A 13,797-nucleotide genomic window follows, 5' to 3' on the forward strand; every position below is an offset into this window, starting at 1 on the left:
TACGTTCATCACAAAATATATGACTGGGAAGTTTATTCTGCTATATTTATGCAACCGATTGTATGTTTAAAATACCGTTAATAAAAACGCGTAAATAACAGGAACGTTATGAAAAGAAGAGATTTTCTAAAAACCGGCACCATGGCCGGTTTAGGAGCAGGATTAACCATTCTCAATTTCCCTGTTTTCGGGAAAAATGCCCCCAGCAATAAGTTGGTGCTGGGTGTAATGGGTGTTAATTCCAGGGGAAACTGGCTGGCCCAATGCGCGGCCAAGTTACCCGGTGCGGAAATTGGCTACATCTGCGATGTGGAAGACGGCGCCATCGCCAAAGGCCTCAAAGCCATTGCAGGCGCCCAGCAGAGGCAACCTACTGTGATCAAGGACATCCGCAAATTGTTGGAGCGCAAAGATTTTGATGCACTGTTTGTGGCCACCCCCGACCACTGGCATGCACCAGCGGCTATCATGGCCACAGCAGCCGGTAAGCACGTATATGTGGAAAAACCCTGTGCCCACAATCCTCATGAGGGAGAGCTGCTCACTGCAGCCGCCAAAAAGTATAACCGGCTGGTGCAAATGGGCAACCAGCGTCGTTCCTGGCCCAACCTACAACAGGCCGTAAAGGAAGTAAAAGAACAGAAAGTGCTGGGAAAAGTATATTATGGAAAAGGGTGGTATGTGAATAACCGTGCACCTATTGGCATTGGTAAGAAGATATCTGTACCGGCTACACTGGATTGGGATTTATGGCAGGGGCCCGCTCCCCGCCGCGACTACCTGGATAATATCGTTCACTATAACTGGCATTGGCGCTGGAACTGGGGCACCTCCGAAACCTGCAACAATGCCACTCATGAACTGGACTGCCTGCGCTGGTTTATGGACGTGGAATTCCCCACCAAAGTTACCTCTGCCGGCGGGCGCTATGCTTATCCGCCGGACGATTGGGAAACGCCCGATACACAGGTACTGCAATTCGAATTTGAAGGGAATAAGGCCATCACCTGGGAAGGCCGTAGCTGTAGCCCGTTTGAACTGGAAGCAGCAGGCCGCGGATTTGCCCTGTTTGGCGAAAACGGAAGCCTGTATAATTCGGGTGGCGACAACTATAAACTGATCGATCCTAAAGGAAAGGTGATTAAAGAAGTGAAACAATCTGCCAACCCCAACCAGAGCGTAACCAACACTGTAAGTCCCGCGGGTGAATTTTACGACGCCGTGCATATCAACAACTTCCTGGAAAGCATACGGGGCAATGCTACCCTGAATTCCGAGATTAATATCGGCTATCGAAGCACCCTGCTTTGTTTGCTGGGCAATATTGCACAACGCAGCGGACGCATATTGCATACCGACCCCACCAACGGCCATATCCTCAACGATCAGGAGGCCATGCAGATGTGGGAAAGAACCTATGAAAAAGGTTGGGCGCCCAAAGTATAAAACCGTTTTTATAAGAGGAATTCTGAGAAAAGGCAAAGGGCCGGATTTTTAAAAAATATCTCCGGAGGCTAACAACCTATACTCAGAATTCCTATCTTTACATATCTTGAAACCCTTTCTCCTATTAGGTTTATAGACTAGCAATAAATATAATAAGTTGTTATCTCCCATAACTTTTAGTTATCGCCTTTATTTGTTTATGGAATGTGGTTCCCCTAATTTTGATTACCTGTAATTTTTAATAACCAACCACACCAACCTGGTATATTCCCCCGGAGGGGATGATCGCATGGAGTTTTTACAACAATCTCAGTACCTGCCAGTATTACTGATAGGCTTAATAGTAGGTTATTTATCCGGTTTATTGGGTAAAGGAGGTAGTGCTATCAGTACGCCTGCTTTGCAAATATTTGCCGGGGTAAACCCCTTCTTTGCGCTGGCATCTCCATTGCCGGCATCTATTACCAGCACGCTATCAGCCACAGCAGTTTATAGTAAAGAGAAATTGTTTAACCGCCGGGTAATCCTGCTGGGCGCTGCTTTTGGCGTTCCGGCTACCATTTTGGGTTCCTGGTTGAGTAGTTATTTGCCGGGGAAGTCGCTAATGATCATGACTGCCCTCTTTATCATGATTACGGGCTTATCGCTGTTGTATTCCTTTTTGCGGAAGAAACCTGTTAATGAAACCCGCCTGGAAAGTGGCGAGGTGCCGGGAGGTAAACTGGTAGCCGCTGCCTTGTTTATTGGCTTCCTATCAGGCCTGCTGGCCAATGCCGGCGGGATATTATTCAGCTCTTTTTTTATAAAGCAATTGAAGATGCCCATTAAGCAGGCGCTGGCATGCGCAGTGGTATTATCGGCGGTATTGTCGATACCTGGCGCAATTACACACTGGTGCCTGGGGCATATAGACTGGAATATTGCTTTGCTGTTATCACTCACCGCATTTCCTGCTTCTTACCTTGGGGCTAAAACGGCCGTGAAAATGAAAACACCGGTGCTGGAAAAATTATTTGCACTTACCCTGGTCGTATTCGGTGTATACGACATATTCTTTACGATCTGGAAATAATCAGGCGTGGGCCTTCATTTTATGGATTGCTTCCTGTTCGAAGGGAGGCAGCGAATTTACAATCAGCTCATATGCATTCTGCAGGAAGGTCTCCAGTTCGGGTTCCGGCAGCATATCTTCCTGGCTTAATTGTACCCAATGGTAGCGCGCCAGGTGAGGTGCAGGCACAATTCCGGGCCGGGATATCAACTGGTGGAACTGCGATTGACTGCATTTGAAAGACACCCGGTGAGGAGGGTCGAGGGAAAGCATACAAAATAATTTCTCGCCTACATAGAAGCGCAGCTCGTTGTCCCACTTTTTTTCAGTGATGACCGCCGGGAGGGACCGGCACAAATCCATAGTATGATCAAACATAACAGCAGGTTTTTAAAGCATATTATTTAAAGCCGTTTTTTTAGAACGACTCATACCGACAACAAATAGCACACATTAACATATTAAAATATGACGTATGCGTGGCTAACATAACAACTAAGCTGTAAATAGTGATTGAAATTGCCTTATAAAAATAGGAAATAAAACGCAAAATACGGTGTTAAAAAAGTATTGCCGTGGTTGCTGGGAATGCCAGAACTAGTTACCATGCCTCATTCAGTACCGGTTGCCCATAATTTATTAATCAAAATTTAATTCCCCCGGAGCCGGCGAGCTAAATTCCCTTAGGCCTTTAGCCTTTGTGGCTTTGAGAAAGAAAAAAAAGTATCTTGCCCCTGGATTAATACTTTTTACAGCACATGATACTGGACTTACTGTCGAATGCTCCTCTTTACTACCGCTTGGGCGTTAAATTTATCAAGGCTTTTGAATACCTGGCACAAACCGACCTGGCGGCACTTGATAAAGGAAAATATGAAATAGATGGCAGCAATATTTTCGCAATCGTCAACGAATACGATACGGTGGATACGGTTACTGAACAGATGGAATCGCACAAGCAGTATATCGATATCCAGTACATGGTATCCGGGTCGGAGCTGATAGGGCACGACTTTCTGAAAGACCAGCAGCCTTCCAAAGCGTATGATGAGGCGTCAGACTACCAGTTATTTGCGGAAGATCCTATGTTTTTCTCGAGGCTGGAAAAAGGTATGTTTGCTATTTTCTTTCCTACAGATTTACATATGCCTAATATCAGGGTAAGTACACCTGCACCAGTAAAAAAAGTTGTGGTAAAGATAGCCGTTAACTTATAGTATATTGTTTCCGGCATCCTGGTCGGCGGTGTTCAGGATGCCCGTAATGCACACGACTTTGTTTTCCACTTATGAAATAGCAGTGACCGATGAACAGTGATCGATCAACACCATCTTCCGGACAAATTCCAGCCGATTTGCCGGCAGCCGATGCTGCTGCAAATGCGCTGCTGTGGAGTCGTGTACGGGATAGCCAGCAGGAGGCACTGGTACTGCTGTATGAACGACTGTATTTTTACCTGGTTAATTACGGCATCCGCATCTGTGGCGATATAGAAATTACGAAAGACGCCATTAATGACCTGTTTCTCGAAATATGGGATCAACGCCACAAGCAACCGGAAGTGGCCAATGTAAAATCCTATTTACTCACCTGGCTACGCCGTCGCATTTTTGCAGATATCCGCCATAGCAAAAAAACAACCGAAGCCGCCGGGGCCTGGTCAGATACGGCTACCCCACATGAATTATCGTATGAGGAATGTATTGTAGCCATCCAGACATCCGATGAAATAAAGCAAAAAATCAGGCGCGCCATGGCAGCACTCACCCCCCGGCAAAAAGAACTGATTCAGCTCAGGTACTTCGATGGCCTTAGTATGGAGGAAGTGAGCCAACGTACCGGTATTAGCGCCAAAACCGCCTATAACACCCTGGGCAGCGCCCTGAAATGCCTCTCAGCAGAACTTTCCGTCCTGGTTATTTTGCTCTGGATGCTTTATAAATAGCCATTTTCCCCCTATTCTTTTCCCTCTCAAAAAAAAACTAAAAAAAGTTGGCTTTTTCTTGGGAATAAATCACCATTTCTTACACTAGTTATTACTAAGCGTCACAATGAACCATCAATTTAATGTTGCCGAAGACTTTCTGTTGGACGATTCTTTCCTTCGTTTCTGCATCGGGATTAATGAAAACGATGTAGCCTACTGGGAGAAATGGATCTCCGAAAACCCGGACAAACGCCCCGTGTTTGACCAGGCATGCAGGATGTTTGCCATTATCAATGGGCAACAGGGGAAGTTGGATGTAGAAGTGAACAAGTTCAGAACCCTGTTGCAACAGCATATCGATACTACTGCCCCAGAGGCGGCTCCTAACTCTTCCATCCGTTATATGACCCGCTGGCGCGCTGCTGCAGCCATTTTATTGCTGGCAGCAGGAAGCGCTGCGTGGTTTTACTATGGCGGTAAAAAGACGTCGACCTCCACGCCCGCTGCCATTGCACAAAATGATGTGCTGCCGGGTGGCGCCAAAGCCAGCCTGGTATTGGGAGATGGTACCTCCGTGTCGCTCGACTCCCTGAATGAGCAGGGCCTGAAAGAAAAAGATGGTACCCGGATTGGCAACAACAACGGAAAGCTCGTATACGATGTATCCGGCACTTCTGGCGACAAAGTTACTTTCAATACCCTGTCGACTCCCCGTGGTGGCGAATACCAGCTGGTATTACCCGATGGCTCTAAAGTATGGCTGAATGCCGCTTCTTCCCTGCGCTTTCCTACCCGGTTTATAGGCGCCGACAGAACGGTGGTGCTAACAGGAGAAGCCTACTTTGAAGTAGCTGCCAATGCAACGCAACCCTTTCAGGTTCAATTAAATAATGGGCTGAAGGTGGCAGTATTAGGCACCGCATTTAATGTAATGGCCTACGACGACGAAAAAACGGTGAACACCACCCTGGTAAGCGGAAAAGTAAAAGTAAACCAGCAAAATGGTAATAGTGTATTGCTCCAGCCGTCAGAGCAGGCGGTACTCACCAAAAATAACCAGCAACTCCAGGTCAGCGAAGCAGATATAGATAAAGCGATATCATGGAAAATGGGAACGTTCGAATTTGATGATGATGATTTAGCGTCCGTTATGAGACAGCTATCGCGCTGGTACGATGTGAATGTAAAATTTACCGGACCGGTACCGGATAAGCATTATACCGGGTCAATACGTAAACAGGCCACGTTATCCCAGGCATTACAAATTCTGAAAACTGCCGGGGTACAATTTAACATTGAAGGAAAACAAATCATCGTTGAAGCAAAATAATAGCAAAACTTAAGGATGTAACAACCAAGATCGTCGTGTAATAATGCAACAAACAAAAAAACCGGAAACGCGGCAACGTTCCCGGTAGGATTGTTTGGCGGGCGCTTACACGCTTATTTGACCTAAACAGCAACGCTCACCTAAAACTTAACAAATCTATGCTATTTAGACATGTTGGCAAACACCCCGGAAATTCGGTGTTCGCGCAAATGCTGAAAGTTATGAAACTAGCTGCTTTTTTGCTGCTGGTACTGGCTATGCAGGTAAGTGCAACCGGTTACTCGCAAAAACTAACCCTTAACATGCGCAATGTGTCGCTGTCTAAGGTGTTTAAGGAAATCCGGAAACAAACCGGGTATACCTTCTTTTATAACACAGAGATGCTGGAACAGACCGACAAGGTATCTGTGGCGGTGGTGCAGGCTGACCTGGAGTACGTATTGGGCAAGTGTTTGCTCAATAAGAAGCTCAATTACAGCATCGTAGACAACACCATTATTCTTTCTGTAAAACCTACTCCACAAACGGAAGAAGTGATCCCGCCGGTAGCTAATATCTCCGTGTTTGGTAAAATCACAGATGCCACCACCCACGAGCCGCTCAGTGGCGCCTCTGTAAAGCTGAAAGGAACTACTAAAGGCGCCAGCTCCGATGGTAAAGGGAACTATACCCTGCAGCTGCCCGACAACGGCGGCGTGCTGGTAGTCACCTATATCGGGTATGAGCCGGTGGAAAAAACGGTTACCACTGCCGGTCAGCTGGATATTGCCCTGAAACCCAAGGCAGTGCAAACTGAAGAACTGGTCGTAGTAGGTTATGGTACCCAGAAAAGAAAAGACGTTACCGGTGCTGTTTCTTCAGTAAGAGTGAGCAACATCAGCGCCAACGTATCCAAAAATATCAGTTCTGCGATCCAGGGCCGTGTAGCCGGCGTTTCGGTAGAATCTTCCAGCGGCGCCCCCGGTGCTGGTATGATCATTACCATCCGTGGTATGAGCACCCTGGGTAACAATACCCCCCTCTATGTTGTAGACGGTGTGTTTGTAAGCAATATTGATGGTGTAAGCCCCAACGATGTAGAATCTATCGAAATCCTGAAAGACGCAGCTACCGCCAGTATCTACGGTTCCCGCGCTGCCAACGGCGTAGTGATTATCACTACGAAAGGTGGCCGTAAAGAAACTGCCCCCAAACTGAGCATCGATACCTGGTTCGGTGTTCAATCTATACCTAAGAGAATGAACTTACTCAATGGCCAGCAATGGACTGACCTGATGAGCAAATATGTTACCGGTATCCCCGCTTATGCTGGTGTAAACACCAACTGGCAGGATGCGATCTTCAGACAGGGACTGCTGACCCGTACCAATGTGAACTTCAGCGGTGGTTCCCAGAACTTTACCTACGATTTATCCGGTGGTTACCTGAAAGAAGATGGTACTATTATCCACACCAATTATAATGCAGCTAACTTCAGAGTAAAAACGGAGTACGATAAAGGCCGGTTCAGGATAGGCGAAACCGTTATGATTAAGAGAGGTAATACCCTTACCAATCCCGGTGGTGGCGACCAGGTACACAGTATCGTTGGTAGCTCCCTCATGATGCCGGCCACGGTACCTGTGTATGATCCTACCCAACCCCTGGGCGGATACGGCAGAAGGCCCACATTCATGAAGAACCTGTCGAACCCGGTAGCTCGTCTCGAAAACATAGAAAATACTTCAAAAGAACTTTCCATTCTTGCCAATGCTTTTGCCGAAGTAAAGCTGATCGAAGGCCTCAAATATAAATTCAATGTGGGCTTAACTCAGACTCAAACAGATGGTCGTTTGTATACAGGCGTCTTCGACGATGGTAACTCCGCAAATCCGTTACCGGATCTGTCGCAATCCACTGGTACTGTCAATTCCTGGTTGGTGGAAAATACCCTGAACTACAACAAGAAACTGGGCAAACATAACTTTGATGTATTGCTGGGTTATAGTGCTCAGAAAAACCTCTATTCCGGGTTTAGCGCCTCCCGCAACGATTTGCCGGTAGGTACCTATACCCTCGATGCGGGACTGGCTGGCTCTCAAAAGAATGGGGGTGATGCCAATAACAGCAGCATGGTTTCCCGTTTTGGCCGGGTCACTTACTCCTACGATTCCCGTTACCTGTTTTCTGCTTCCATCAGAAGGGATGGTTCTTCCCGCTTTGCACAGGGCTACCAATATGGTTCTTTCCCTTCTGTATCACTGGGCTGGAACCTGCATAACGAGCACTTCTTCTCTTCCCTCACTAATGTGATCAATACCTTTAAACTGCGTGGTAGCTGGGGTGGATTAGGTAACCAGGAAATTGGTAACTATCTCACGCAAAACAGTATCACCAGCGGTCTTAATTATGTACAGGGCGGCGTATTATGGCCTGGCGCTACCGCCAGCAGTTATGCTTCACCAATAGACCTGTCATGGGAAGAAACCAAGATCACCAACGTGGGTGTGGATGCAGGTTTCCTCAACAACAAGTTGTTTGTAATTTTCGATGTTTTCAATAAGAAAACAACCGGTGTACTGCTGAGCGTACCATTCCCGCCATCTGTGGGTAAAACAGGTTCACCTACCCTTAATGCCGGTGAAATCCAAAACAAAGGGTTTGACCTGGCCCTGGAATACAACGACAGAGTAGGTGAAGTAGGTTACCGTCTCGGTTTCAATATCTCCCATACTGCCAATAAAATGACGGCTATCAGCGTGGGTTCTGGCCGCCAGGAATTTGGCGGAATTTCCAGGGCAAAAGTAGGATACCCCATTGGCGCCTTCTTCCTGGTAAAAACGGATGGTATCTTCAACTCTAAAGAGGAAGTGGCCGCACACAGCAAAAATGGTACACCTATCCAACCCAATGCACAACCAGGCGATATCCGTTATGTGGATTATAACAACGATGGTATCATCGATAACCAGGATGAGCAATACCTGGGTAGCCCTTTCCCTAAAGTAAATATGGGGCTGTCTGCCAACCTCAATTGGAGAGGCTTTGACCTGGGCCTGTTCCTGGAAGCGGTAACCGGCAATAAAATTTACAATGCCCGCAGAAAGTGGATGGAAAAAATGAATGAGGTGACCAACTTCTCTACCGATGTATTAAATGCCTGGACGCCTGAAAATCATTCTAACTTCCCCCGTTTCACTTTATCCGATCCAAATAACAACAACCGCGATAACAGCGACAGATGGCTGGAAGATGGTTCCTACCTGCGTCTCAAACGCGTAGAGCTGGGATATAATATTCCCAAGTCGTTAATGAACAAATGGGGCATTGACAAAGTAAGAGTATATGCTTCCGGAGAAAACCTGTTTACTATTACCAAATACAAAGGCTACAACCCGGATATTGGTGGAGCTGCACTGTCAAGAGGTATGGACAACTCCTGGGATATATATCCATTATCCCGCACAGTACTGGTTGGATTGAATCTTACTTTTTAATCGTTTAATGGCTTTGCAACATGAAGAAATCAGTTAAATATATAAGTGCACTCGCGTTGGTACTGGCTACTGCGGCGGGATGTAACGAAAAAAACTTCCTTAAACAAACGGATCCCAACAAGATCACAGATGCTACTTTCTGGAAAGACGAATCCAGTGTAAGCCAGGCGCTGGCAGCTACCTACAGCCCCCTGCGTTCTTCGCTCTACGGCTACTGGGGTTCTTTCCTCGGTATCCAGGATATTAATACACTGGGTGATGATGTATTTACCCTGCCAGGGGAAGAACCAGGTACATGGGCGGTAGCTACTTTCGCTAACGATGAAAACAACGGTGACCTGAGCAGTATTTTCGGTAGCCTCTATCAGTGTATTCATCGCTCCAACCTGCTGATAGCCAAGATCGGCAGCGTAAACATGGATGCTAATAAAAAGACCCTCTATATCGCAGAGGCGAAGTTTCTCCGCGGCTTGTCTTACTACCTGCTGGCTTCCAACTGGGGCGGCGTACCTGTGAGAACTACGCCTTTGGAAACAACAGATGGCTATGATACTCCTTGCAGTTCCAAAGCAGATGTATGGAAACAGGTGATAGCCGATTTCACCGATGCGATCCCCGGGCTTCCGGTTACACGTGATCCCAAAGAACAGGGAAGAGTAACCAGCGGTGCCGCCGTAGCTTATCTCGGTAAGGCATATATGTTCACCGAAGATTATACCAAGGCGGAAGCTACTTTTGATATACTTACCAAAGCGCCGTACAATTACGACCTGGTGGCTAATTACGAAGATAACTTCACCGACAAGAATGAGTACAACGTGGAATCCGTTTTTGAATGGACCTTTGCTCCTATCGGAGACCAATACGGCGCCTGGAATACAGAAACGCCCAACTCACCGATGTATAACTACCTGCCACAGTTCATTGGACCTCCCGCAGGTGGTGGCTGGTTTAAATATGTTCCCTCCAATTACCTGGTGAACGAGTTCCTGAAAGAACCTCGTGCAGCCGGCTCCGATACCAAATTCGATAAAAGGATGTACGCTTCCCTGATGTGGAAACGTTCTTCCCTGGGCGAAAGCGATACTACCTGGTATGACGGTAAAACCTTTGACCAGCTGTGGAACTCCGCCCTGTCAAAAACAGTGCGCCTGTATCCGGATACACAGCTGGATACTGTTACCCATGGCCGTTTCCTGATTAAAAAAGGAACCAGCGCCTGGCGTAATGTGGCCAACGCCGATAACTATTGGGGACCTACTCCTTCTACCGCCAACTACCGTGTATTGCGCTTTGCAGAGATACTGTTGCTGCGTGCAGAAGCTGCTGCCCAGAATGGTAACAATGGTAAAGCACTTACCGATATCAACCGGATTCGCCAGAGAGCTGGTCTGAATGATAAAACAGTAGCAGATTTGCCCGGCAAAGACCAACTGCTCGCGGAAATTGATCACCAGAAATTACTGGAGTTATTCTTTGAGCAGAACCGCGTATATGACCTGAGAAGATGGAATAAAGCTGCAGGTACCTTATCTGCAATTTTAAAGACCAGGCAAAAACAGGGCGCTAATGTATTCCAGGCAAAACACTATGTTTTCCCAATACCAGCCAGCGAACTGAAATCAAATCCTAAGGCAACGCAAAACGATCTCTGGAAATAGTAGTTATTGTCGAAGTTATTTATCCCCAATAAAAAAAGCATCGCGCCGGCCGGCGCGATGCTTTTTTTATTAAGTAGCCCGCTACTTCCAGCCTTTGTCGAAATATCCTTTTTTCAAAACAGCTTCACTAATCAGATTTTTTACTTCGTAGTCATACCACCCGGTATACTGTAAGTCCGGCGCCATATGCGCTATAGATGAGTTGTTGGAGCCAAGCAGCAGAATATATTTTTTAGGATTTAAAGGATTAGGATAGATAAGTGTATACCCTAAAGAATTGCCATCAATATGCCGGGAGCCAATATCTAAAGAATTGGCGTCAATTTTTAGGGGAAGTTTAGGCGCCAGGCGCTTAATGAAAGAATTGGTAGCGGGATTGCCGATAAGTATCAGGTTGCTACGGGCAATATCTCCCTTATTCACAACCGCAGCTGTTTTAACAGGGCAAGTGTTGAGGTTGTTTTCCTGCCAGTTTTGAATAAATTTATTCACCATCATTTGGTTGACAAGCCTTTCTTCTTTGGTGCCGGCATCGCCGCTTACCAACAGGAAATTGTCTTTAAAGATATCGTTGACAGGGCCTTCTACGTCGTGATTCTTTTCCAGGAGTCCCGGCTGCTGTTGTTTACCAATGGATAAGTGCAGGGCATCTGCCTGTGGGGCAATGTTAAAGTAAGCGGTGTCATTGTTGGTAATCACCAATAACTTTTTGTTTCGCTGAAGTCCGGGTAATTGCGTTAAGTCGATCGAATATTGCAGTATGTTCTTCGTTGTTATTTTGAGCAGGTTGTTACTGTGGAAGGTTGCCTGGATATTAGCCAGCGCATGTAGCGTATCTATCTGATCAATGGTCATCCAATAAGCCCGGTTATACTTTAGCTGAAAGGTGGAGAAGTTGATGGATAGCGGTGCTGTAGTTACTTTATCCTTGAAAAAGGAAAACATCTTTCGCAGAATGAGTGCATCAGGATATAGATCCAGGTTGGGAGTTTTGGTAATATTACCTACACTGTCCAGTATGATATTAAATCCCTGCGCTTTCGCCTGGTTGTATATTGTTTTTGAAATAGCATAATCAGATTTATGGTCAGCGGGTGCATGGCCGATGTATAAGGGGATATGCTGATAATTATTAATCGTTTGCAGGAGGTTGTTTTCCTTTACCCATTCTGTTGGAAAACGAAATAAGTCGGAGCTCGGATCCAGCAGCGTTTTACTTTTGGTGTAATTAAGTTCCGGGCCTTCTACGCCAATGGCTGCAAAGTATTCCGGAAACCTGTTTGCCAGCAGCATCGCAAACATACCTCCCGAACAAACGCCATACAGGTAAACACGATGCTGATCGATGGCATAGTCTTCACTGACTTTCTTCATCGCTTCAAAAATGCTGGTGGAAACAACCGGATTTAGGTTATATCTTTCAAAGATCCTTGCAGCAGGCCACAGGATAGCATACCCAAATTTATCGGCAAGCCTTGTCAGCGCATCAATTTTATCTAAATAAGCTACATGGGGACTCTGGATGAAGGGTACTCTTTGGCTCACCCATGGAATGACCATCACCAGCGGAATCGGAACGTTTTTTCGGTAACTGCCAGGAACATAAACCATATAGTTTTCAGTCCCTCCATCTACCTTCGAAATATAACCACGTAAATGCCTCCCTGGCTTGTTGGAAAACCCTGCGTCATTTACAATACCGGCTATGTCGAATAAGGTAATAGCAATTTTTCGGTATAACTGGTCATCGCATCCATACCGGGTACCAAAACTTTCCAGGTACCGGAACCTGGAGAAAAGTGTTTGGGTATTCACCAGGAAATCCCCGTCCGGCCTGCCGGCCGATAATTTGACAGAGTCCGCATCGTACATGTCGTGGTAGTTTCCTATCATGAATATTTCGCTCAAGGTGTCCCCTGGTACCAGTATTTTGCATTTATAGGACCCCTTATCAAGATGGTGTAGGGGGATTTGCCAGTTGGATCCCCGGGGTAGTTTGGTGGAGAGCATCTCTTTCCCTGCCGGACTGAAAACCTGTAAGGTCGTTGAATCGCGCAGCGGTGTGAAGCAAGGGTTGAGGTTTATTTTTAAACTATCGTTTGCGCCCAGCAGACAGTGCTCCAAAAAGTCGTACCCGAATTTATGCTGGTAAAATTCCGCGGCATAATCGATACGGCTCATATTGAGGTAGAAAGCCCAATATCCTCCGCCATTATTACACTTTAACAAAACAAAGTTGGGTCCTTTCTTCAGGTGAACGACAAAGATGTCTGTATTTCGCTGCATAGATCTTGCATCATTTACCCGAAAGCATAACTGTTGATTTACCCATATTTTCATCCCATCGTCGCTACCCAGGAGAAACGCAATATCCTGATCCACAGGACTGTTCACGGAAAATATGGCATAGCAGTTGGCATGAGGGAGTGCTGTAAATAGCTCCACGCCATCTACATAAGAGTGAGGTGTTTGATACAGGAAACTCTTCTTCCCTGCTTTATCCCTTAGCCGGGAAACGTTATCAAAGTTGATCTGCTCTTCCCGGAGTCCATACTGGATAAACTCATCTGTATCGATATGATGTAATGATCCTGAATTACTTGTAAATGGACCAAATAGTATCATGCGGCCAACGTTCACTTCAGTATTGAATTTTTCAGCTGCCGGCAACTGGATATTCGGAATCTCTGAAGCGTTGGAACAAGCGGTAAATAAGGCTGCCAGGAGCAACAAAAGGCTGGCGTACTTACCAGGGAAGTATAGGGGTGCAGACTGCTGCCTGCCGGGGCGCTTTCGTAGGGATATCATTTTGTGGGTTATGATTTTGATCTTAGAGAATAGAGTTTTAAATTACACACAATTATTCCAATTGTCAAGATTTCACGAAGTGGAAATATAATTTGCCG

At 46.3% G+C, this 13,797-nt stretch carries 9 protein-coding genes; 7 read left to right on the forward strand and 2 right to left on the reverse strand.

Annotated features, from left to right (window positions below; genetic code table 11):
- Nucleotides 1–108: 108 nt before the first annotated feature.
- Both HGH91_RS13255 and HGH91_RS13260 read left to right on the forward strand, forming a co-directional pair.
- Nucleotides 109–1,446 carry a Gfo/Idh/MocA family protein gene (locus HGH91_RS13255; protein ID WP_168738883.1) on the forward strand — a complete coding sequence of 446 codons (1,338 nt, stop codon included), beginning with the start codon at nucleotides 109–111 and terminating at the stop codon, nucleotides 1,444–1,446.
- A 289-nt stretch (nucleotides 1,447–1,735) separates the two neighbouring features.
- Complete coding sequence (locus HGH91_RS13260; protein ID WP_168738884.1) at nucleotides 1,736–2,518, forward strand: sulfite exporter TauE/SafE family protein; 783 nt, start codon at nucleotides 1,736–1,738, stop codon at nucleotides 2,516–2,518.
- On the opposite strand, the gene HGH91_RS13265 is transcribed toward HGH91_RS13260, so the two are convergent.
- On the reverse strand, nucleotides 2,519–2,875 hold the full coding sequence (locus HGH91_RS13265; protein ID WP_168738885.1) for an MmcQ/YjbR family DNA-binding protein: 357 nt from the start codon (nucleotides 2,873–2,875) through the stop codon (nucleotides 2,519–2,521).
- Nucleotides 2,876–3,255: 380 nt separating this feature from the next.
- On the opposite strand from HGH91_RS13265, the gene HGH91_RS13270 reads away from it, so the two are divergent.
- The 5 genes from HGH91_RS13270 to HGH91_RS13290 all read left to right on the forward strand — a co-directional run bounded on the left by HGH91_RS13270 (nucleotide 3,256) and on the right by HGH91_RS13290 (nucleotide 10,891).
- On the forward strand, nucleotides 3,256–3,714 hold the full coding sequence (locus tag HGH91_RS13270) for a YhcH/YjgK/YiaL family protein (RefSeq protein ID WP_168738886.1): 459 nt from the start codon (nucleotides 3,256–3,258) through the stop codon (nucleotides 3,712–3,714).
- An 89-nt stretch (nucleotides 3,715–3,803) separates the two neighbouring features.
- Complete coding sequence (locus tag HGH91_RS13275; RefSeq protein WP_168738887.1) at nucleotides 3,804–4,442, forward strand: RNA polymerase sigma factor; 639 nt, start codon at nucleotides 3,804–3,806, stop codon at nucleotides 4,440–4,442.
- A gap of 106 nt (nucleotides 4,443–4,548) precedes the next feature.
- Nucleotides 4,549–5,754, forward strand: coding sequence for a FecR family protein (locus HGH91_RS13280; protein ID WP_168738888.1), 1,206 nt, complete (start codon nucleotides 4,549–4,551; stop codon nucleotides 5,752–5,754).
- A 221-nt stretch (nucleotides 5,755–5,975) separates the two neighbouring features.
- Entirely contained in the window at nucleotides 5,976–9,230 is a 3,255-nt protein-coding gene (locus tag HGH91_RS13285) for a TonB-dependent receptor (protein WP_168738889.1), read from the forward strand.
- A 20-nt stretch (nucleotides 9,231–9,250) separates the two neighbouring features.
- Complete coding sequence (locus tag HGH91_RS13290; protein WP_168738890.1) at nucleotides 9,251–10,891, forward strand: RagB/SusD family nutrient uptake outer membrane protein; 1,641 nt, start codon at nucleotides 9,251–9,253, stop codon at nucleotides 10,889–10,891.
- Between the two features lie 81 nt (nucleotides 10,892–10,972).
- On the opposite strand, the gene HGH91_RS13295 is transcribed toward HGH91_RS13290, so the two are convergent.
- On the reverse strand, nucleotides 10,973–13,699 hold the full coding sequence (locus HGH91_RS13295) for a PHB depolymerase family esterase (protein ID WP_168738891.1): 2,727 nt from the start codon (nucleotides 13,697–13,699) through the stop codon (nucleotides 10,973–10,975).
- Nucleotides 13,700–13,797 lie beyond the last annotated feature (98 nt).

Source organism: Chitinophaga eiseniae, from assembly GCF_012641265.1.
Taxonomy (GTDB): domain Bacteria; phylum Bacteroidota; class Bacteroidia; order Chitinophagales; family Chitinophagaceae; genus Chitinophaga; species Chitinophaga eiseniae_A.